The sequence below is a fragment of the Saccharopolyspora elongata genome (genome assembly GCF_004348985.1).
In the GTDB taxonomy this organism is placed as follows: Bacteria; Actinomycetota; Actinomycetes; order Mycobacteriales; family Pseudonocardiaceae; genus Saccharopolyspora; species Saccharopolyspora elongata.
In genome coordinates, this window is sequence record NZ_SMKW01000062.1 from 33,559 (window position 1) to 55,409 (window position 21,851).

18 protein-coding genes are annotated in these 21,851 nt (G+C 70.4%); 4 read left to right on the forward strand and 14 right to left on the reverse strand.

The genetic code is table 11. From position 1 onward, the window contains the following. Positions 1-55: 55 nt before the first annotated feature. The 6 genes from fabG to E1288_RS33785 all read right to left on the reverse strand — a co-directional run bounded on the left by fabG (position 56) and on the right by E1288_RS33785 (position 7,410). Positions 56-790 carry a 3-oxoacyl-ACP reductase FabG gene (gene fabG, locus E1288_RS33760; protein ID WP_268951979.1) on the reverse strand — a complete coding sequence of 245 codons (735 nt, stop codon included), beginning with the start codon at positions 788-790 and terminating at the stop codon, positions 56-58. A gap of 137 nt (positions 791-927) precedes the next feature. Then, positions 928-2,076: a thiolase gene (locus tag E1288_RS33765; protein ID WP_132492527.1), complete on the reverse strand. Its 1,149-nt coding sequence runs from the start codon at positions 2,074-2,076 to the stop codon at positions 928-930. Further along, positions 2,073-2,528, reverse strand: coding sequence for a Zn-ribbon domain-containing OB-fold protein (locus E1288_RS33770; protein WP_132492529.1), 456 nt, complete (start codon positions 2,526-2,528; stop codon positions 2,073-2,075). Before E1288_RS33770 ends, E1288_RS33765 begins: the two co-directional genes overlap by 4 nt. Before the next feature lie 92 nt (positions 2,529-2,620). Beyond that, positions 2,621-4,753: an acetate--CoA ligase family protein gene (locus E1288_RS33775; protein WP_132492531.1), complete on the reverse strand. Its 2,133-nt coding sequence runs from the start codon at positions 4,751-4,753 to the stop codon at positions 2,621-2,623. Positions 4,754-4,884: 131 nt separating this feature from the next. Then, positions 4,885-6,030, reverse strand: coding sequence for an acyl-CoA dehydrogenase family protein (locus E1288_RS33780; RefSeq protein WP_132492533.1), 1,146 nt, complete (start codon positions 6,028-6,030; stop codon positions 4,885-4,887). A 66-nt stretch (positions 6,031-6,096) separates the two neighbouring features. Continuing rightward, positions 6,097-7,410: an MFS transporter gene (locus tag E1288_RS33785; protein WP_235883988.1), complete on the reverse strand. Its 1,314-nt coding sequence runs from the start codon at positions 7,408-7,410 to the stop codon at positions 6,097-6,099. A gap of 254 nt (positions 7,411-7,664) precedes the next feature. Here E1288_RS33785 and E1288_RS33790 point away from each other — a divergent pair, with 254 nt between their 5' ends. Then, positions 7,665-8,552, forward strand: a complete 888-nt coding sequence (locus E1288_RS33790) for a LysR substrate-binding domain-containing protein (RefSeq protein ID WP_132492535.1) — start codon at positions 7,665-7,667, stop codon at positions 8,550-8,552. A gap of 226 nt (positions 8,553-8,778) precedes the next feature. Next, positions 8,779-10,101: an MFS transporter gene (locus tag E1288_RS33795; RefSeq protein WP_132492537.1), complete on the forward strand. Its 1,323-nt coding sequence runs from the start codon at positions 8,779-8,781 to the stop codon at positions 10,099-10,101. A 58-nt stretch (positions 10,102-10,159) separates the two neighbouring features. On the opposite strand, the gene E1288_RS33800 is transcribed toward E1288_RS33795, so the two are convergent. The 8 genes from E1288_RS33800 to E1288_RS33835 form a co-directional block, all read right to left on the reverse strand. Then, positions 10,160-10,804 (reverse strand): dihydrofolate reductase family protein, encoded by a 645-nt coding sequence (locus E1288_RS33800; protein WP_132492539.1) that lies wholly within the window; start codon positions 10,802-10,804, stop codon positions 10,160-10,162. A 119-nt stretch (positions 10,805-10,923) separates the two neighbouring features. Next, a complete protein-coding gene (locus tag E1288_RS33805; protein ID WP_132492541.1) occupies positions 10,924-13,233 on the reverse strand; it encodes an ATP-binding cassette domain-containing protein in 2,310 nt (769 codons plus the stop codon). 197 nt (positions 13,234-13,430) lie between these two features. After that, positions 13,431-14,240: an ABC transporter ATP-binding protein gene (locus E1288_RS49175; RefSeq protein ID WP_132492543.1), complete on the reverse strand. Its 810-nt coding sequence runs from the start codon at positions 14,238-14,240 to the stop codon at positions 13,431-13,433. Further along, positions 14,237-15,025 carry an ABC transporter ATP-binding protein gene (locus E1288_RS49180; protein WP_132492545.1) on the reverse strand — a complete coding sequence of 263 codons (789 nt, stop codon included), beginning with the start codon at positions 15,023-15,025 and terminating at the stop codon, positions 14,237-14,239. The genes E1288_RS49175 and E1288_RS49180 overlap by 4 nt, the downstream gene beginning before the upstream one ends. After that, positions 15,022-15,885, reverse strand: a complete 864-nt coding sequence (locus E1288_RS33820) for an ABC transporter permease (RefSeq protein WP_132492547.1) — start codon at positions 15,883-15,885, stop codon at positions 15,022-15,024. The genes E1288_RS49180 and E1288_RS33820 overlap by 4 nt, the downstream gene beginning before the upstream one ends. Then, a complete protein-coding gene (locus E1288_RS33825; protein WP_207954701.1) occupies positions 15,882-16,856 on the reverse strand; it encodes an ABC transporter permease in 975 nt (324 codons plus the stop codon). The genes E1288_RS33820 and E1288_RS33825 overlap by 4 nt, the downstream gene beginning before the upstream one ends. Beyond that, entirely contained in the window at positions 16,853-18,448 is a 1,596-nt protein-coding gene (locus E1288_RS33830; RefSeq protein WP_132492549.1) for an ABC transporter substrate-binding protein, read from the reverse strand. Before E1288_RS33830 ends, E1288_RS33825 begins: the two co-directional genes overlap by 4 nt. Then, the gene (locus tag E1288_RS33835) at positions 18,448-19,578 is read right to left on the reverse strand and encodes a C45 family autoproteolytic acyltransferase/hydolase (protein ID WP_132492551.1); all 1,131 of its coding nucleotides are present in this window, start codon (positions 19,576-19,578) and stop codon (positions 18,448-18,450) included. Before E1288_RS33835 ends, E1288_RS33830 begins: the two co-directional genes overlap by 1 nt. A gap of 121 nt (positions 19,579-19,699) precedes the next feature. Here E1288_RS33835 and E1288_RS33840 point away from each other — a divergent pair, with 121 nt between their 5' ends. After that, positions 19,700-20,560 carry a MurR/RpiR family transcriptional regulator gene (locus tag E1288_RS33840; protein WP_165968396.1) on the forward strand — a complete coding sequence of 287 codons (861 nt, stop codon included), beginning with the start codon at positions 19,700-19,702 and terminating at the stop codon, positions 20,558-20,560. A gap of 202 nt (positions 20,561-20,762) precedes the next feature. Then, positions 20,763-21,692, forward strand: a complete 930-nt coding sequence (locus E1288_RS33845; protein WP_235883989.1) for a hypothetical protein — start codon at positions 20,763-20,765, stop codon at positions 21,690-21,692. Positions 21,693-21,851 lie beyond the last annotated feature (159 nt).

Below are 21,851 nucleotides of genomic sequence, written 5' to 3' on the forward strand. Positions count from 1 at the left end.
CCCTTTAAGCAGTCCAATCTACGGGGACCAGTTCAAGGCGGCGCCCTCATCGGCGTCAGATGTGGCGGCCGCCGGTGATTTCCAGGACGCAGCCGGTCATGTACGACGACATGTCGGAGGCCAGGAACAGCACCACGTTGGCGACCTCTTCCGGCTCGCCCGCGCGCTGCATCGGGATCTCCTTGAGCTTGGCGTTCCACACGTCCTCGCGCAGCGCCGCCGTCATGTCGGTGCGGATCAGGCCCGGCTGGACCGCGTTGACCCGCACGCCCAGGTGCGCGACCTCCTTGGCGGCGGCCTTGGTCAGTCCGACGATGCCCGCCTTGGCGGCGCTGTAGTTGGTCTGGCCGATCATGCCGACCTTGCCGGAGATCGAGGAGATGTTCACGATCGAGCCGCTGCCCTGCTCGCGCATGACCGCGGCCGCCGCGCGGGTGCCCAGCCAGGCGCCCTTGACGTGCACGTCGAGGACCGCCTCGAAGTCGTCCAGGGTCATCTTGCGCATGGTGGCGTCGCGGGTGATGCCGGCGTTGTTCACCATGACGTCCAGCGAGCCGAACTCGCCGGTGGCCGCCTCGATCGCCGCCTGCACGGCGTCGGGGTCGGTGACGTCGCAGGCCACGCCGAGCGCGGTGCCCTTGCCACCGAGCTTGCTCGCGGATTCCTGGGCGTGGTCGGCGTTGATGTCGGCGAGCACGACCTTCGCGCCCTGGGCGACGAAGTTCTCCGCGATGGCGAACCCGATGCCCTTGGCGCCGCCGGTGATGACGGCCACCTTGTCCTGCAACATCTGCAAATCCTCCTAATGCTGTCCCATACCGGTGGGCACGTCCGGGCGTCCCCCCGATACGCCCGGACGTGCCGTGCGCGCGCACAGTTTCAATTGAAACTGCGGGAAGTTCCGGACCGTCTACTGTGGCCGGTTGTTCACAGGGTGCGTTCGGTGCCGAAGATCGCGGTGACCTGGCTGGAGAGCACACCGCCGTTGCCGTGGGCCAGCGCGACGTCGGCGCCCTCGATCTGCCGGGCTCCGCATCCGCCGCGCAGCTGCCGCACCGCCTCGATGATGGTGAAGATCCCGTACATGCCGGGGTGGCAGTACGACAGCCCGCCGCCGTTGGTGTTCACCGGCAGCTTCCCGCCCGGTGCGATCCGGCCCTCGGCGACGAACGCGCCGCCTTCGCCCTTCTCGCAGAACCCGAGGTCTTCCAGGAACAGGACCGGGTTGATGGTGAACGCGTCGTAGAGCTCGACCACGTCGACGTCCTGCGGGGACAGCCCGGCCATCGCGAAGGCGCGGCCGCCCGATTCGGCGGCCGCGGTGACCGTCAGGTCGGGCATCGCCGAGATGCTGCGGTGCGAGGTCGCCTCGCCCGCGCCGAGCAGGAAGACCGGCTTGCCGGGCAGCTGCCGGGCGCGTTCGGCGCTGGTGAGCACCACCGCGCCGCCGCCGTCGGTGACGAGGCAGCAGTCCAGCTTGGTCAGCGGATCGCTGATCACCCGCGCGGTCAGCACGTCCTCGCGGGTCAGCGGGTCGCGGGCGAACGCCACCGGGTTCAGCTGCGCCCACTGCCGCGCCGCGACCGCCACGTCCGCCAGCTGCTCGCGGGTGGTGCCGTACTGGTGCATGTGCCGCGCCGTCGCCATCGCGTACATGCTGATCGGGTGCCGCGCGCGGTACGGCGCCTCGAACGGGTTCGCCTTCGACGGCGACACCAGCCGGCCGCCATCGGAACGCTGGGTGCTGCCGTAGACGATCAGCGCCGTCGAGATCACCCCGGCGTTGATCGCCGCCGCGGCGTGCAGCAGGTGCGAGACGAACGAGCTGCCGCCGATCGTCGACCCGTCGACGTACTTCGGCCGGATGCCGAGGTATTCGGCGGTGTCCATGCCCGACATCGGGTAGTAGGACGACGCGGTGAACAGTCCGTCCACTTCGGACTTCTGGATGCCCGCGTCGGCCAGCGCCCGCACCGTCGCCTGCCCGACCAGGTCCAGCGGGGTCAGGCCCGGCGCGACCTGGCCGAGGTCCGACTCGGCAACGCCGACGACCGCCGTGGTGCCGCGCAACGTCATGACAACTCCTTGTCCTGCGGGACACCCGCACCCGGTCGGCCGTCACGCGCGGCGGCGGATTGTTGCACGTGTCGTCCTCCGGTCCGGAACACCGCGACCGGCGCCCCGTCCTGCTCGACCGTGGTGAATCCGACGCGGGTGCCGATGACGACCTGATCGGCGTCGACGTCGTCGACGCGCGACATCATCCGGAAACCCTCGTCGAGGTCGATCAGCGAGACGTTGTGCATCCCCTCGCGCCCGCGCACCGCGGTCGTCGAGTAGACGGTCCCGCGACCGCTGCTGCGCTCCCAGCCCAACTCGTCGCTACCGCACGCCGGGCACAGCACGCGCGGCTGGAACACCGCCGCCGCGCACTTGTCGCAGCGCTGGAACCGCAGCTCACCGGCCGTCAGGCCGTCGCGGAACACCGCCTCGGGCGCCGCCCCGGCAGGGGGCGTCACTTCAGTCATCTCCGTACCTTCCTTGGTTCTCGGCGCCGTGCCGGGCCGCAATTTCCATTGAAATCAGAGGTTCGATTTCCATTGAAATTGCGGCACCGCACTCACTTCTCGGGCTTCGTCAGCACCGCCAGGCAGTCCACCGCGACGACGCCCTTGCCCACCTGGTCCAGCAGCAGTGGGTTCACGTCGAGCTCCGCGATGTCGTCCGCCAGGTCGTGGGCCAGCCAGGACAGCCGGGCGACCACGTCCGCCGCGGCGTCGAGGTCCCGCGCGGGTTTGCCGCGGACCTCGCCGAAGAGGCGGCTGCCACGCAGGGAGGTCAGCAGGCGCTTCGACGCGGCGGCGTCCAGGGGCGCCACGCCGACCTGGCTGTCGGCGAGGACCTCCACCAGCACGCCGCCGAACCCGACGACCACCACCGGCCCGAAGGCCGGGTCGCGCTTGATGCCCACGATGAGCTCGGTGTCGCCGCCGGCCATCCGCTGCACCAGCAGCCGCGCCGCCGGATCGCCGGCCTCCCGCGCGATGTCCAGCAGTTCCGCGGCGGCGGTGCGGATCGTCGCGTCACCGGTCAGGCCCAGCCGCACCCCGCCGATGTCGGACTTGTGCCCGATGTGGTCGGACAGCAGCTTGACCGCCACCGGACCGCCCAGGTCCCGCGCGGCGGCCACCGCAGAGTCCGGGTCGTCGGCCGGGAACGCCCCCGAGCACGGCACGCCGTAGGCGGCGATCAACCGGCTCGACTCGTACTCGTTGAGCTGCACGCGGCCCTGCTGCCGGGCGTCCCGCAGAATTCCGCGGACCACCTGGTCGTCGATGTCGTCCGGGCGCTCGGCCGCCGGCAGCGGCGGGCGCAGGCTGAAGTCGGCCAGCTTCCCCAGCGCCGCCGCGGCCCGGCCGGGGTCGGTGAAGCACGGGATGCCCAGGTCCTGCAGCCGCCGGCGCGGCCGCCCGCTGCCGCCGGTCCACACCACCACCAGCGGCCGGTCGGTGGAGCGGTAGGCCTGCTCGATCGCGTCGATCAGCGGCCCGGACGCGTTGTCGGAGTTGCCCAGCAGCACCGCGATCATGTCGGTGCCGGGGTGTTCGACGGTGATCTCCAGGGCGCGGCGCAGCATGCCCGGGTCGCTGATCAGCGTGGCGGTCAGGTCGACCGGGTTGCGCGGCGAACCGAACGGCGGGATGACCTCGGCCATCCGCCGCTGCCACGCCTCGTCCCACGGCTGCACCTGGAGTCCGTTGCTGCTGGCCTGGTCTGCCATCAGCACCCCGGCGCCGCCGGAGAGCGACAGCGTGCTCAGCCGCCTGCCGCGGGCGCGCCTGCCGTCGGCGAACACCAGACCGGCGTCCAGCAGCTGCTCCATCCCATCCAGCCGGACGATGCCGTGCTGGCGGGTCGCGCCGTCGAACACGGCGTCCTCGCCGGCCAGCGACGCGGTGTGCGACTGCGCGGCGCGCGCACCGGCCTCCGAGCGGCCGACCTTCACCGCCAGGATCGGCTTGTCCAGCTCGTGCGCCCGGCGGGCCACCTGCAGCAGCTCGCGGCCGTGGTGCACGCCTTCGAGATAGGCCATCAGCACCTTGGTCTCGTCGGTCTCCACCAGCCCGCCGAGCACCTCGGCCACCGACAGGTCGGCCTCGTTGCCGGTGTTCAGGAAGTGCGAGATGCCCAGCCCGGCGGCCTGCGCCGCGCTGAAGATGAAGGTGCCGAACGCGCCGCTCTGGCTGACGAACGACACCGGGCCCTCGCGCAGCTCGCCGCCGTTGTCCATCGCCGAGGTGAACGTGGGCAGTGCGCGGTCCCGCAGGCTGAACATGCCCAGGCAGTTCGGGCCCAGCACGCGGATGCCGGTCTCGGCGATGACGTCCTGCAACTGCTGCTGCAGCGCCTCGCCGCGCCCGCCGACCTCCGCGAAGCCGGAGGCGCCGACGATCGCCGCCGGGATGCCTCGCTTGGCACAGTCCCGCACCCCGTCGACGACCTTGTCGGCGGGCAGCATCACCATCGCCAGGTCGATGTCGCCGTCGATGTCGTCGAGGCTGCGGAAGGCGGGCAGGCCCTGCACCTCGGAGCGCCGCGCGTTGATCGGCAGCAACCGGCCGGTGTAGCCGAACCGCTTCATCAGTTCGATGGGCCGGCCGGACAACTTGATCGGGTTGTCCGAGGCGCCCAGGATGGCGATCGATCGGGGATGCAGCAGTCGCTGGATGGCCGTGTTGTCGACGGCGCCCACAGAGTCCTCCTAGCGATGGGGAAGCGAATATCGTTCGCGTTCGGCCTGGATCCGTGCCCGGGTGACCGGTGGTGCCGCAATTTCAATGGAAATCGGACCTTCGATTTCCATTGAAATTGCGGGTAACCGGGTCAGGAGATCTGGCGGAGCAGTTGCTTCGCGATGATCAGCTTCTGGATCTCGCTGGTGCCCTCGTAGATCCGGAACACCCGCGAGTCGCGGTAGAAGCGCTCCACCGGGACGCCGCGCATGTAGCCGGAGCCGCCATGCACCTGCACCGCGCGGTCGGCGACGCGGGAGACCATCTCGCTGCAGAACAACTTCGCGCACGACGGCGCCAGCCGGGTGTCCGCACCCGAGTCGTACTCCCGGGCGGCCTCCAGGACCATCGACCGGCCCGCGTACAGCTCGGCCTGCGACTCGGCCAGCAGCGCCTGCACCAGCTGGAACCGGCTGATCGGCTTGCCGCCCTGCTCGGCTTCGGCGGCGTAGCGCACCGACTCCTCGACGATCCGGCCCGCCAGCCCCACGCAGATCGCCGCGATGTGCAGGCGGCCGCGGGTCAGCGACGACATCGCCGCGGCGAACCCGGTGCCCTCCTGGCCGCCGACGATCGCCTCGGCCGGCACGCGCACGTCGTCGAAGAACACCTCGGCGGTGTGCGCCCCGGCCTGGCCCATCTTCGCGTTCGGCGGCCCGATCCGGACCCCGTCCAGGCCGGTCTCGACGAGGAACACCGAAATGCCCTGGTGCGCCTCGGCTTCCTGGTCGGTGCGGGCGAACACGACGAGCAGGTCGGCCTGCGGCGCGTTGGTGATGAACCGCTTGGCACCCGAGATCACGTACTCGTCGCCGTCACGAACCGCCTTGGTGCGCACCGAGCTCGGGTCCGAACCCGCGCCGTCCTCGGTCAGCGCGAACGACGCGATCGCCTCCCCGGCGGCCAGCCGCGGCAGCCACGCCTGCTTCTGCTTCTCCGTGCCGTACTTGACGATCACCTGCCCGGCGATGCCGTTGTTGGTGCCGAACATCGAGCGGAACGCCGGAACCGTGTAGCCCAGCTCCATCGCCAGCCGGACGTCCTCGCTCATCGACAGGCCCAGCCCGCCGTACTCCTCGGGCAGCGCGAAGCCGAAGAGCCCCATCTCGGCGGCGGTCTCGCGCACCCGCTGCGGGATCGCGTTCGTCTCGTCGATCTCGTCCTCGGCGGGCACCACCTCGTTGCGGACGAAGTCGCGCACCGTGCGCAGCACGTCGTCGAACACGTTCGGGTCCATCGTTCTCCTCACTCCTTCGCCAGGTCTTGCCTTGCGAGCGGCGGTAGCCGCTTTCGAGCCATTCGTTCACCCGGCCACGGCGGGCTCGGCGGCTTCTTGGTCCGCGCGCTGCGCGGACCGGGTCAACAGGATTCGGACGCCGATCAGCGACATCAGCACGGTCACCAGCGCCCAGCCGATCACCGGCAGGATCGAGCCGGAGGCGGTCAGCAGCAGCTGGCCGATCATCGGGGTGGTGCCGCCCAGCAGCGTCCCGGCCAGGCCGTAGGACAGCGAGATGGCGGTGTAGCGCACGCGGGCCGGGAACGCGTCGGCCAGCACGCCGGCGAGGATCGAGTAGAACATCACGTGCGGGAGGGTCGCCAGCACCATGCCGACCACCGACCACGCGAAGCTGCCGGTGCTGATCAGCAGGAACATCAGCGGCATCACCGGCAACTCGGCGACGAGCAGGATGGTGACGATCTTGCGGACGCCGTACTTGCTGGCCAGCACCGCGCCGAAGGGCTGCACGAAGAACTGGGTGATGCTGGCGATGAGCACCACGGTCATGAACGTCTCGCGCTGGAAGCCGAGCTCGTTGGTCGCCCACGACACCGCGAAGGTGTTCTTGAAGTACGAGGCGGAGAAGACGATCGCGCAGGCGAAGACGCCGAGGACCACCAGCCCGGTGTGGTGCCGGAAGGTGTCCAGCAGCGGGAACTTCGCGGTCTGCCCGGTCTCCTTGAGCTTGGCGAGCTGCGGCGACTCCTCGATGCTCAGCCGGATCACCAGCCCCAGCACCACCAGCACCGCCGAGGCCAGGAACGGGACCCGCCAGCCCCAGCTGTAGAACGACTCGTCGGGCAGCTGCGAGACGAGGGTGAAGGCCAGCGAGGAGAGGATCTGCCCGGACGGCGAGCCCTGCTGCGCCCACGAGCCGGAGATGATGCTGCGACCCTTGGGCGCGTGCTCGGTCGCGATCAGCACCGCGCCGCCCCACTCGCCGCCGACCGCCAGGCCCTGCACGACGCGCAGCAGCACCAGCAGGATCGGCGCCGCGATGCCGATGGTGGCGTAGGTGGGCAGCAGGCCGATCCCGACGGTGGTGAAACCCATCAGCAGCAGCGTGATGATCAGGGCCTTCTTGCGGCCGACCCGGTCACCGAGGTGGCCGAAGATGATGCCGCCCAGCGGCCGGGCCAGGAACCCGACCCAGAACGTCGCGAACGAGACCAGGACGCCGATCGCGGGCGTCACGACCGGGAAGAACAGCTTGCCGAACACCAGCGCGGACGCGGTGCCGTAGATGTAGAAGTCGTACCACTCGATGCTGGTGCCGACGAACGAGGCGATCCCGGCCTTGCGCCCCATTCTTTCCTGCTCTGAAAGCCGTCTCATCGAATCTGGCTCCGTCTCCACCGAATGCGGGTACCCGCCGCGCTGCTCGGCGAGTCGAAACCCGTTGGGACACCGCAAGATTCGCCGATGCGGCGGACGGGGCCCGGCGCCCGCCGCATCGCGAACGCGGTTCCTCGACGCTAGGTCAGCGGGTGTGTTCCGTCTAACACCAAATTCGGGTAGGTTTGATTCGGTCGCGCGACATAATCGGCGCTGACCTGGGCAAAGGTGCTCGCGGTCGGGAGGTTGGAGCGGTGGAGCTACGCCACCTGCAGGCATTCGTCGCCGTGGCGGAGGAGCTGAACTTCCGGCGGGCCGCGGTGCGGCTGCACATGTCCCAGCCGCCGCTATCGCAACAGATCAAGCGCCTGGAGCACGAGGTCGGGGTGGCGCTGCTGCGCCGCACCACGCGGCAGGTGGCGCTGACCGCGGCGGGGGAGGCGTTCCTGCGTGAGGCGCGCAAGACGCTGCAGTCCGCCGAGGCCGCGCCCCGGCTGGCGCGGCAGGCGGCCGCGGGGGAGATCGGCGTGGTGCGGCTGGGCTTCAGCGGCCAGACGTCGTACCGGGTGATGCTGCTGATCGTGCGGAAGTTCCGCGAGCGCTACCCGAACGTGCGCTTCGACATCCTCAGCCCGCTCTACGGCGGCGAGCTGGTGGACCAGATCAACCAGCACGAGGTCGACGCCGGGCTGCTGCGGCTGCCGGTGCCGACCGAGGGCCTCTGCGTGCGAGAGCTGGAGCAGCACCCGTTGGCGGCGGCGCTACCGGAGGACCACCGGCTGGCCCGCGTCCAGCAGCTGGGGCTGGACGACCTGCGGAGCGAGTCGTTCATCAGCTACCCGACCAACCGGGGGTCGGTGGTGAACCAGCTGGTGCAGGCGGCGTGCCTGCGGCACGGCTACAGCCCGGACTTCGTCCAGGAAGCGCCGGACACCCACACGATCCTGTCGTTGGTGGGTGCGGGTTCGGGCGTCAGCCTGGTGCCGTCGACGGCCGCGCACCTGAAGGTCCCCGGGGTGGTGCTGGTTCCGGTGCACGACGCCCCGCCGATCCCCCTGGCGCTGGTGTGGCGGGCGGACGATCCGAACCCCGCGCTGGCGGGGCTGATCGGTCTCCTCGACGAGGTCGCCGCAGAGCTCTGATCCGGCGGCTTCGGCCGAAACCGCCGCTCGCGTATGTCCATAGTGGATAGTCGCGCAGATTTTCTGCTGTGATGGGGAAAACGGACGCGGGCGCGAAGTGTGGTGCAGTGCACGTGCGTTCCGCGTAACTCCGCGCCGGGTTGCGGCGACAAACCCGGTGAACGTTCGATCATCGATGATCTTGGTTTCGACTTTCGCTGCACAGAACTGAACAAGGAGGTCTTTCGTGGCTGCCGACCGACCGGAGAGTCGGGCATGGTGGATCTGGAGCGCGGCGGTGATCGCCTATCTCGCCGCGGTATTTCACAGGGGCAGCTTGGGGGTTGCCGGAACGCAGGCGCTCGACCGGTTCGACGTCGGTCCGGCCGCGCTGAGCGCGTTCACGGTCCTGCAGGTCGGCATCTACGCCGGCATGCAGATTCCCACCGGATTGCTGGTGGACCGCTTCGGTTCCCGGAAGGTGATCACCGTAGCGGTGTTGTTGTTGGGCACGGGGCAGATGCTCTTCGCCCTCGCCGATTCCTACTCGATGGGCCTGCTCGCCCGCGCCGTGCTGGGCCTCGGCGACGCGCTGATGTGGGTCAGCATCCTGCGGCTGGTGGCGGCGCACTTCTCCGCCCGCCGCTACGCACTGGTCGCAACGGTGTCCAGCGCACTGGGGGCGCTGGGTGGCGTTGCGGCCACGTTCCCGCTCGCGCTGGCGTTGCAGAACATGGGCTGGACGGCGACGTTCCTGCTGGTGGGCGCGCTGACGCTGGCTTACGCGGCGGTGACCTCGACGGTCGTGCGGGACGCTTCGCTCGGCGGTGCGCAGGCGCGCAGCGGCGGTGCGGTGTTCCAGCAGGTGCGCGAGGCCTGGTCGGTGCCGGGCACGCGGCTGGCGTTCTGGGCGCACTTCTGCACGATGTTCGTCTCGGGCGCGCTGACCCTGCTGTGGGGCTTCCCGTACTTGGTCAACGGGCTGGGCGTGCCGGCGGCGACGGCGAGCGTGATGCTCAGCCTGCTGATCATCGGGCAGGTCGTCGGCGGGCCCGTGGTGGGCGCGCTGATCGGCAGCCGCCCGGAGTGCCGGATGTGGATCGTGCTGGGCTACCTGGTGCTCAACGCCCTGTCCTGGGTGGTGCTGCTGGGCTGGCCGGAAGGCCGCCCGCCGCTGGTGGTGATCGCGACGTCGTTCCTGGTCTTCGCCCTGGGCGGCCCGGTTTCGGCGGTGGCGTTCGCCCTGGTGCGGGACTACAACCCGGTGTCCCGGGTCGGCACGGCGACCGGCGTTGCGAATGCGGGCGGCCACTCCGCGACGGCGCTCGGCGTGCTGTTCGTGGGCCTGGTGCTGGACCTGGCGCAGGACATGCCGGGCGGCTCGGAGTACCGGGTGGCGATGCTGGCGCTGGTGGCGATGCTGCTGTTCGGCGCGTTCCGGACGGTGGTCTGGTGGCGCCGGGCGCGGGCGGAGGTGTTCGCGGCGGAGGCCCGCGGCGAAGGCGTGCCGGTGGTGCTGACCCGCCACCGCTGGGACCTCGCCAAGCCCCGCCAGGCCGTCACGGCCTGATCAGCGCAGAGCGGGCCGGGCCCGGTGGTGATCGGTTCACCACCGGGCCCGGCCCGCGTCACTTCCGCCAGAACAGGTGGTGGGTCACGCCGCTCGGGCTGGGCACGATATCCAGGTGGAACCGGTCGCGCAGCTCGTCGGGCGACTCCCAGAGCTTCGACCCGGATCCCAGCTCCACCTGCGAGACCGCCACGTGCATGGTGTCGACGAGGTCGGCGTCTAGGAACTGCCGGATGGTGGTGGCTCCGCCGCCGAGCCGGACGTCCTTGCCCTGCGCCGCTTCCCGCGCCTTTTCGAGGACCGTCGCCGGATCGCCGTCCACGAAGTGGAACGTGGTGTCGGACAGGGTGAACGACGGGCGCACGTGGTGGGTCAGCACGAAAACCGGGGTGTGGAACGGGGGTTCGTCGCCCCACCAGCCCAGCCAGTCGTGGTCCTCCCAGGGGCCGCGCTGCGGGCCGAACTTGCCGCGGCCCATGATCTCGGCGCCGATGTTGCGGGCGAAGTCCCGCGTGAAGTAGTCGTCGAGCCCGCGGCTGCCGCCGGGATCGGTGCGGGTGGGCCAGCTGGCCGTGGCGCCGCCCCAGGTGAACATGGTGCCGGGGTCGGCGTGGCCGAACGGCCGCTCGAGGCTCTGGCCCTCACCGGCACCGAATCCGTCGAGCGAGACGTTGAAGTTCTGCACTCTCAGCAGCTGGGTCACGCGGGTTCCTCCTGAACTCTTGGTGCTGGGGGAGACTACGCGCGCCGGAGAAACTCATCGGTGACGCCGACCACACCGGGGAGGGGCGCCGCGCCGTTCGCGGTGCCCCTCCCACGGTTCTAGTTCGCGCCGACGTACTTGCGGAGGTGCTGGGCAGTCAGGGAGTCGCCGGTCGCGACCAGCTCGGCCGGGGTGCCGGTGAAGACGATCCGGCCGCCGTCGTGGCCCGCGCCGGGACCGAGGTCGATCAGGTGGTCCGCGTGCGCCATCACCGCCTGGTGGTGCTCGATGGCGATCACCGTGCCGCCGTCGTCCACCAGCCGGTCCAGGAGCGCGAGCAGCTGGTCCACGTCGGCCAGGTGCAGGCCCGTGGTCGGTTCGTCGAGGACGTAGATCGACGCTTTCTCCGCCATGTGGATCGCGAGCTTCAGGCGCTGCCGCTCGCCGCCGGACAGCGTGGTCAGCGGCTGGCCGAGGCGGACGTAGCCCAGGCCGACGTCCACGAGACGGCCCAGGATCGCGCGCGCCGAGCCCGCGGTGAAGAACTCGTGCGCCTGCACCACCGACATGCCCAGGACCTCGCTGATGTCCTTGCCGCGCAGCTTGTGGGCCAGCACCTCGGCGGTGAACCGCTTGCCCTCGCACTTCTCGCAGACCGTCGCGACGCCGGCCATCATGGCCAGGTCCGTGTAGACCAGCCCGATGCCCTTGCAGTTCGGGCAGGCGCCCTCGGAGTTCGCGCTGAACAGGCTCGCCTTGACGCCGTTGGCCTTGGCGAAGGCCGTGCGGATCGGGTCGAGCAGGCCGGTGTAGGTGGCCGGGTTGCTGCGCCGGGAACCGCGGATCGGGGCCTGGTCCACCACGACCACGCCGTCGCGGCGGGGCAGCGAACCGTGGATCAGCGAGCTCTTGCCCGATCCGGCGACGCCGGTGACCACGGTCAGCACGCCCAGCGGGATGTCCACGTCGACGTTCTTCAGGTTGTGCGCGTCGGCGCCGGTGATCGACAGGTGGCCGGTCGGCTTGCGGACCTCCTCGCGCAGCCGGGCCCGGTGGTCCAGGTGCCGTCCCGTCAGGGTGTCCGAGCGCCGCAGGCCCGCCACGTCGCCGGCGAAGCACACCTGCCCGCCGGCGGCGCCCGCGCCCGGCCCGAGATCCACCACGTGGTCGGCGATCTCGATCGTCTCCGGCTTGTGCTCCACGACGAGCACCGTGTTCCCCTTGTCCCGCAACCGGATCAGCAGGTCGTTCATCCGCTGGATGTCGTGCGGGTGCAGGCCCACCGTCGGCTCGTCGAAGACGTAGGTCACGTCGGTCAGGCTCGAACCGAGGTGCCGCACCATCTTCACCCGCTGCGCCTCGCCGCCGGAGAGCGTCCCGGACTCGCGGTCCAGGCTCAGGTAGCCCAGGCCGATCTCGACCAGCGAATCCAGCGTGTCGCGCAGCGCCTCCAGCAGCGGAGCCACCGATTCGTCGCTGATGCCGCGGACGAACTCGGCCAGCTCGTTGATCTGCATCGCCGAGCAGTCGGCGATGTTGCGGCCGTCGATCTTCGCCCCCAGCGCGGCCGGGTTCAGCCGGGCACCGCCGCAGGCCGGGCAGTCGGCGAACACCACCGCGCGGTCCACGAACGCCCGGATGTGCGGCTGCATCGCCTCGCGGTCCTTGGCGAGGTAGACCCGCTGCACCTTGACCAGCAGGCCCTCGTAGGTGGTGTTGATGGTGGCGTGCTTGATCTTGGTGGCCGGCTTGTGGAGGAAGTCCTCCCACTGCTGGGGCGTGAAGTCCCGCAGCTTGACGTCGGGGTCGAACAGCCCGGAGCCCGCGATCACCTGCCAGTACCAGGAGTCCACCGCGAAACCGGGGACGGTGATCGCGCCTTCGTTGAGCGAGCGGTCCTTGTCCAAGAGCTCGTCGACGTCGATCGTCGAGACGTGCCCGAGCCCCTCGCACTCCGGGCACATGCCTTCGGGGCTGTTGAAGCTGAACGCCGTCGCGGTGCCGACGTGCGGGGTGCCGAGGCGGCTGAACAGGAGGCGCAGCATCGTGTGCGTGTCGGTGGCGGTGCCGACCGTGGAGCGGGAATTGGCGCCCATCCGCTCCTGGTCGACGACGATCGCGGTGCTCAGGTTGCGCAGCGAGTCCACGTCCGGCCGGCCGAGGCTGGGCATGAACGACTGGATGAACGCCGTGTAGGTCTCGTTGATCAGCCGTCGGGACTCAGCCGCGATGGTGCCGAACACCAGCGAGGACTTGCCGGAACCGGAGACACCGGTGAACACCGTGAGCCGCCGCTTGGGGATGTCCAGCGAGACGTCGCGGAGGTTGTTCTCCCGCGCCCCGCGGACTTCGATCAGGTCGTGGCTGTCGGCGGCCCGCCGGGGCTCGGCGGTTTCGGAGTTGATGCGTTCGGACGGATCCGGGCTCATGCTGCGCTGCTTCTCCAACCGTGCGAAAGGCATTGGTTCCGGATGCCCCGCGGCACCGCTTCCGCAGGCGCGCGCCCGTGAGCGTTTCGGGGCGTCATGGCACCCCGAAACGCTCACGGCATTTGATCTGCGGAATCGGCGACTCGCGAAGCACCGGCCATCCTTTATACCGGCCGGGACCGACAGCCGCCGCGAAATCAGCCCGCCAGCTCCGGGAGTTCGGCGCGACGCGCGGCGATGGCCGCCGGGTTCCAGCCCGGCCGGGGCACCGAGTCCTTGAGTAGCTGCACGTACGGATGCTCCGGCGCGCGCAGGACGTCGCGGGTGGTGCCGCTTTCCACGAGGCGGCCGCGCAGCAGCACGGCGATCGTGTCGGTGACCTCGTTGACGACGGCCAGGTCGTGGCTGATGAACAGCTGGGCCGTGCCGGTCTCGCGCCGCAGTTCGGCCAGCAGCCGCAGGATCTGCGCCTGCACCGAAACGTCCAGCGCGGACACCGCTTCGTCGAGGATCAGCAGCTTCGGCCGCACCGCGACGGCCCGCGCGATCGCCACGCGTTGCCGCTGGCCGCCGCTGAGTTCCCGCGGCAGCGCATGCCTTTTCGACGCGTCCAGGCCGACCTGGTCGAGCAGCTCGCCGACGCGGGCGTGCCGGGAGGCCCGGTCCGACCAGCCGTGCAGGCGGAGCACCGCGTCGAGGCAGCGGCCGACGGGAACGGCCGGGTCGAGCGAGAGGTACGGGTCCTGGAACACCAGCTGGATGGCCTTCGCCCTGGCCAGCCGCGCCCGGCCGGTGCGCGGGCGCGTGGCGACCGGCGCGCCGTCCAAGGTGATCTCGCCGCCGTCGGGTCGTTCCAGGCCGGCCAGGATGCGGGCGATCGTGCTCTTGCCGGAACCGGATTCGCCCACCAGGCCCAGCGATCCGCCATCGGGCACGGTCAGCGACACGTCGTCGACCGCGCGGGTCGGGCCGAACGACTTGCGCAGGCCGGTCACTTCGAGCGTCATGCGTCGACTCCGTCCTCGTCCAGCACCGGCACGGCGGCGAGCAGTTCCGCGGCGTAGGCGGATTTGGGCGCGGCGAACAGCTCGCGCGCGCCCTGCTCCTCGACCACCTCGCCGGAGCGCAGGACCACCACGCGATCGCAGAACGCCGCCGCCAGCGGCAGGTCGTGCGTGATGAAGAGGATCCCGAGCCCCCGATCGGCGCGTGCCCGGCTCAGGATCCCGATGATCTCGGCCTGCGTGGTGACGTCCAGGGCGCTGGTCGCCTCGTCCGCGACCAGCAGCTCCGGCTCCGGCGCGAGGGCCGCGGCGATGACCAGCCGCTGCAGCATGCCGCCGGAGAACTCGTGGGGGTACCGCGCGAGCATGGCCCCGGGTTCCCGCAGCCCGCACTCGCGCATCAGGCCCACCACCCGGTCGCGGGCATCCTGCCCGGACCAGCCGAGATTCGTGCGCAGCTGCTCGGTCAGGAAGTGCCCGACCGGGCGCACCGGGTTGAACGCCGCGCGCGGTTCCTGCTGCACCACGCCGACCTTGCGGGTCCGCAGCTCCCGCAGCTCCGCCGGGGACATGCCGAGCACGTCTCGACCGTCCACTGTGATCTGTCCGGACACCGCGGCCGCGGCCGGCAGCGTGCCCGCGATGCTCATCGCGGCGGTGGACTTGCCGGAACCGGACTCGCCGACCAGCCCGACCACCTCGCCCGCCTCGACGCGCAGGTCGATGCCGCGCAGGATCGGCCTGTCGGGGAAACCGACCGTCAGGTCCCGGAGTTCTGCCAGGCTCATGAGTGCTCCACCCTGCCGAGCCGGTCGGCGATCCGCACGCCGACGATGTTGAACGCCACCACCGCGATCGCGATCATCGCGCCGGGCACCAGCGTCGGGGCCATCGCGCCTTCGAGCATCGCGAACTGGCCCTCGGCGACCATCAGGCCCCAGTCCGACGACGGCGGCTGCGAGCCGAAGCCGAGGTAGCTCAGGCTCGCCAGCGCCATCAGCACGTCGCCGAAGAGCACCACCGCGTAGCCGAGCACGATCGGCATCACCCGGGGCAGCAGCCGGGTCAGGCAGATCGCCGCGCCGCCCATGCCCTGCACCCGGTACGCCTCGATGTACGGGCGCTGCCGCTCGGCCCGCGCGGCGCTGCGGGTGATCTTGGCGACCGCGGGGAAGTACGCCAGGCCCAGGGCCAGCACCGACGCGGCGACACCGGTGCCGAGCACCGCGATGGTCAGGACCGCGAACAGCAGGCCCGGGAAGGCGATCAGCGCGTCGGTCGCGCGGGAGACCACCGCGTCCAGCCAGCCACCGCGCCACGCCGCGACTACGCCCAGCACCGGGCCGAGGAGCAGCGCGATGGCCAGGACGCCCAGCGGTGCGATCAGGCTGGTGCGGGCGCCGTGCAGGATGCGGGACAGGATGTCGCGGCCGAGCTGGTCGGTGCCCAGCAGGTGCTCGATGCCCGGCGGGGCGAGGATCGAGTCGAAATCGGTGGCCGTCGGGTCGTAGGGCGCGATCAGCGGCGCGGCCAGCGCGGCCAGCCCGAGGACCGCGAGAACACTTGCGGCGCCCCAGAACAGCGGGCCGTTGCGCCACCGCCCGGACGCGACCGCGGCGTCGGCGACGAGTGATCCGGACAGTGTCATGCCGCCGCTCCTGCCTGTCGTGGGACACCCGCGCGGCGGACCCGGCGCAGCCGCGGGTCGGCGAGGTGCTGCACCAGCTCGGTCAGCCCGGTCGTCACCACGTACGCCAGCACCATGCACAGCAGGACCGCCTGCGTGACCGGGAAGTCCTTCGTGTTGATGGCGTTGACCAGCAGCGATCCCACGCCGCTGAGCCCGAACACGGACTCCACCACCACCGTGCCCGCCAGCAGGCTCGCGGTGATCATGCCCGCCATCGTGGCGATCGGGCCGACCGCGTTGCGCAGCACGTGCCTGCCGATCACCAGCCGCTCCGGGATGCCGCGGGTGCGGGCGACCCGGACGTGGTCCTGCACCAGGATGTCCACCATGGACTGCCGGGTGACCCGGGTGATGGTCGCCAGCGACACCACCGCCAGGGAAACGGCGGGCAGCGTCAGGTGGTGCAGCTTGCCGAGCACGCCCTCGCCGGCGCCGGTCACCGGGAACCAGGCCAGCCCGACGCCGAACGCGGCGATCAGCCCGACGGCCGCGACGAACGGCGGGATCCCGGCCAGCATGGCCGTCGCGGCCGACACCACCGAGTCCAGCGGCCCGCGGCGCACCGCCGACAGCGAGCCGAGCAGCACGCCGATCGCGATGGTCAGCACCGCCGCGTACAGCGCCAGCCACACCGTGGTCTCCAGCCGGGTGGCGATCAGGAAGCCGACGTCCTGCCCGTAGACGAACGACCGGCCGAGGTCGCCGCGCACCACGCCGCCGAGCCACAGCACGTACTGCACCAGGAACGGCTGGTCCAGGTGGTACTCGGCGCGGATCGCGGCCAGCGTCTCCTCGCTGGCGTTCTCCGCGCCGCCGGCCAGCACCGTCGCCGGGTCGCCGGGCGCCAGGTACATCGCGGCGAAGATCAGGAAAGACGCGACCAGCAGCGTGATCACCACCTGGCCGAGCCAACGCATCAGCGCGATCAAGACCGCCTCCCGAGATCGGCCGCCCACGGATAGGTCAGGTAGGCGCTGGAGACCGGCGCGCCGGTGAGCCGGTTGCTCATCGCCAGCGTCGTCGGGGCCATCACCAGCGGGATGGACAGCATGTGCCCGAGGTACTCGTCCTGCAGCCGGATGACCTGCCGGGCGCGTTGCAGGTCGTCGTAGGTGGCGGCGGCCGAGGCGAAGGTGCTCTCGTACTGCTCGTCGCGGAAGTCGAGGTAGTTGTTGACGCTGTCGGGCAGCACGTTGTCGTACATGCCCAGCCCGTCGGGCTTGGACAGGTACCAGTCGTTGACGATCAGGTCGACGCCGGCCCGAGCCTCCGGCGAGGCGAACAGCTCCGAGAACTGGGCGGGCGGCACGGTGCGGATCTCCACCGGCAGCCCCAGCTTCAGCCCGGCGTCGCGGACGCCGTTGGCCAGCACGTTGCCCACGGCGGTGCCGTCGTTGGCCACCACGATCGGCTCCGCCGGCGGCCCGGCCTCCCGCACGAGCTCGCGGGCGCGCGCCAGGTCCTGCTCGCCGGGGCGGATCGGGACGTCGCGGATCTGCTGGTAGGCCTGCTCGAACAGCTCCTTGCCGGTGCCGAACGTGCCCACGCCGACCGGCAGCTTCCACGGTTCGGCGGCGCCGCGGAACGCCGCCTCGGCCATGCCCTGGCGGTCCAGCGCCAGCGACAGCGCGGTGCGCAGCCGGACGTCGGCCATCGGCCCGCGGCCGGTCGGGATGAGCTGCCACGCCGACGTGGTGAGTCCGAAGTGGAGGGACAGCTCCGGGCTGGTGCTCAGCGCCGGCGCCATGCTCGGGTCGTCGAGGTAGGCGCCGTCGGCGGCGCCGGTGCGCAGGCTGTTGACCGCCGCCCACTCGTCGCCCCAGACGAACCGGATGCTCTCGGTCAGCGGCCGGAGCTCGGGGTTCCAGTAGTCCGGGAACCGCTTGATCGTCAGGCTCGACCCGGCGTCCCAGCGGTCCAGGTAGTACGGGCCGCTGCACGCGTCGGGCCGGCCGGGGCTGCCGACGTCCTGGCCGAGCCGGTTCACCACGTCGGCGTTGAGGACGATCCCGGCGTCGCCTGCCATCCGGTACTTGAACTGCGCGTCCGGTTCTTCCAGCCGCACGGTCACTTCCATCGGGCCGGTGACGTCGATGGACTCGACGTTGCCGAACTCGTCGGACTCGTCGTTGCCGTCCTCGGCGTGCCGCCGCAGGCTGAACGCGACGTCCTCGGCGGTGACCGTGCTGCCGTCGTGGAACCGGACCCCGTCGCGGACCCGGTAGACGAACGTCGCCGGGTCCGGCATCGCCGGTTCCTCGACCAGCCACGGGCGGACGGTGAGGTCCGGTTGCAGCTGGTAGAGGCGGTCGCAGAGGTTGGCCACCACGGTGTCCTCGGTGGTGGAGCCGTGGTAATCGGTGTCGAGCGTGAGCGGCTCGGAGTCCAGGAACCAGGTGATGTCGCCGGCCGGCGCGACCGCCGGCGGCGTGTTCGGCACCAGCTGGACCGCGCCGAGCTGCGCCGAACTTCCGCAGCCGGCCAGCAGCCCGACGGAGAGCAGGGCGAGGCATCTTCGCATCAGCCGTCACCGCCCGGTCCGTCGTAGAGGTTCCACGGCAGCAGCTGGTACTCCTCGGTGCACGGGTTGCCCGCCGCCACGTAGTACTCGCCCGCGGTGAGGTCGATGCAGTTGTGCAGCACGGTCGACCACTGGCGGATCTCGTCGGTGCGCTCGTCGGGGTGGGTGCACACCGATTCCGGGTAGCCGAAGTGATCGGAGAAGGCGTCCTTGATCGCCTTGCGCACGGCGTCGCCGCTGGACGCGGCGCGCGCCTGGCGCAGCCCGGTGCGGATGCGGGGCACGCGGAACAGGGAGTCCACCGGCCGGGGCCGGTAGTCGGCGGCCAGCTGCGGCGGGATGAATGCCTGGTAGTGGTTGCCGTGCACCAGGGCCCCGTCCTCGGGGTACATCCAGCCGTGCGCCTTGGGCGTCGTCTCGACGTCGATGGCGAAGTCGTCGCGGTGCGTCAGCAGCGCGTTGCTGGCGATCTGCTGGTCGGCCTTGCTGAGTACCTCCAGCGCCTCGTGCATGTTCGACGAGTCGAGCACCTTGCGGCGGATGAGGGTCTGCGGGACGCCGCGGGTGGCGCCGAAGTTCCCGCCCAGGCCGTTGGCGTTGAGCGCGAGGCCGGTGGAGTTGGCGCCCTGGCGGCCGACCTGACCGGCCTCCAGGTGCATCACCACGGTCGGCTTCGGCGGCTGCACGATGCGGGCCACCACGATGGTGTCCTTGATGCCGTGCCGCCAGTCCCAGTTCTGTCCACAATAGACGTGACCATCGCCGCTGGCCTCGGACAGCAGCGCGAACGACGAGCAGCCGTCGGCGTCCTCGTCGGTGGCGGGCAGGCTGTCCCGGATGAGCTCGCCGCGCGCGTTGAGCGCCAGGACGTCGGTGAAGCCGACCCCGGCGCCTTCGGCGATGCCGGTCATCTCCTCGACCAGGTCGGGGGCGAATCGTTCGCAGCCGGGGCGGAGCTCGTCGACGCGGGCGGTGACCTGCTGCCAGGTCAGGCCGGTCGACTTGCCGAACGCGTCGGAGTAGTAGGCGAGGGCGCGGTCGATCTGGGCCCGGGCGAACTCGCCGTACTGGCGGCCCCGTTCCCGTGCGGTGCCGCGGAGTTCCACGGTGGGAAGTGTCAAGTTGTTCATCCGGTCTCTCACCAAGAGCTGTAGTATCTGCTACAGGAAAAATGTGACGGGCGTGACTGCTACAAGAAATGTAGTGAGGATGACGGATAAGTCAAGACTTGAAGCGAACACTTCAGGAGAGGTGGCGGCCGAAGACCTCCGCGCGAGGGTGCAGGAGCGCCTCGACGGGCTGTCCCGCGCGGAGCAGAAGGTGGCGCGCTACCTGCTGAACATGCCGCAGGAGCAACTGGTCTTCGCCACCGCCGAAGAACTGGGCCAGCACACCGGCACCAGCGACGCGACGGTGGTCCGCACCGCGCGCAAGCTCGGCTACAGCGGGCTGCCGGAGCTCAAGCGAGAAGCCGGGCGGGCGCTGGTGACCACGGTGGCGCCGGCGACCCGGCTGGAGCAGCGGCTGGCCAGCATCGGCCCGGATCTGGAGCGGGCGATGGTCACGGTGTTCACCGAGGCCCGCGACGAGCTGGAGAACACCCTGGCCGCGCTGGAGCTCGAAGACGTGCGGACGGCGGTGAGCCTGCTGTCCCACGCGCGCGAGGTGATGGCGTTCGGCGTCGGCGGCTCGGAACTCGGCGCGCGGCACCTGGCGCTGCGGCTGAACCGGCTCGGGCGGCGGGCCCGGTTCGTCGGCAGCACCGGCTTCCGGCTGGCCGACGACCTGCTGCCGCTGGGCCGCGACGACGTAGTGGTGATCTACCTGCCGGGGCGCGCCCTGCCGGAGCTGGAGGTGCTGCTCGACCACGCCCAGGTGGTCGGCGCGCGCCGGATCCTGATCTCGGAACGCCGCCTGGCCAAGCAGTTCGCCCCGCAACTGGACGTGGCGCTCTACGCGGCGGGCGGAGCGGGCCGGGTCGCGGCCGAATCGACCTCGGCGCTGACCCTGACGGACCTCCTCGTCCACGGGGTGGCGACCCTCCACGAAACCCAAGCCGTGGAAACCCGGAACACCCTGACAACCCTCCGGGAACGCCTCCTGCGCAAATGACCTCGTGAGTGGTTATGGCCGCTGCAGCGGCCATAACCACTCACGACCGGTGCACGGGAGTTGTCCACAGGCGGCCGACCTGTCCACAGATTCGCCAATGCCCCTGGTGTGGAGCAGAAGTGGGTCAGATCGTGGACGCATGTCAAAAAATCCACTGTGGTCTCGACCGAAATTCCCGGTGCGGGAGGACCAAGAACGATGGGTGAAGCTGGTCGATTCTCAGCACGGCGTCGTAGGTTTCGAGCAGCTGTCCGACTTCGGGGTGTCCTGGAGCGCGGTCCGTGCCCACCTCGCCGCGAACCGCTGGCAGCGAGTGCTGCCGGGGGTGTACTCGGTATTCACCGGGCCGCTGCCGAGGTCGTCCTTGATCTCAGCCGCGCTGCAGTACGGCGGTTCGTGGGCGGTGCTCAGCCACCGCACCGCCGCCGAGGAATGGGGAATGCTGCCCTTCGAAGACGCCTCGCCCGTGCACATCACCGTGCCATACCCGAACTCGGCGATCTCGCAGCCGCCATTGGTCCAGATGCACCGCTCCCGGGCGTATCGGCATATCGTGGCTCCAACGGTACCGCCGCGAACGAACCGGGAAGACACCATCATCGATCTCGCGGCGGCTGAACCATCGGCCGAGCGGGCGCGGAACACATTCGTCCAGCTCGTCGGTTCGACCCGGATCGAGCTCTGGCGCGTGCACAGCCAACTCGAACTCCGGCCGTCGTTCCGGTACCGGAAGGTGTTGAAGCAGGCGTTGGACCTGTTGCGTGGCGGTGCGCTCTCGGCATTGGAGGCCGAGTACGTGCTCAAGGTCGAACAAGAGCACGGGCTGCCGGCTGGGACGAGGCAGGTCCCGTTCTCGGTCGATGGTGTTGTTCTCTGGGAAGATGTCGCATACGACGATGTCGGGGCGCGTTTGACGGTCCGACTCGACGGACGCCAGTTCCACACCACGAGCCGCATCGCCTTCCGGGATCGGCGTCGCGACAACGCGGCGGAGCTGGCCGGTCGCTCCCGCCTCGTGTACGGCTGGAACGAAGTGCACACCGACCCGTGCGGGGTGGCGGCGGAGGTACTGCAGGTCCTGCAGCGAAGCGGTTGGGAACCGCGACGCAAGCGGTGCCAAAACTGCAGCTGAGCAGTCGTGAGTGGTTATGGTCGCCAGAACGGCCTGTCCTGTCTCAGGACCTCACGGACAGATCTGTCTCACGACGTCGTGGACAGTTTGTTGGTTGTGAGTCGTTGGTAGCGGACGCTGCGGTCCAGTGTCAGCGTCCGCACGACCGTGTCGTTGATC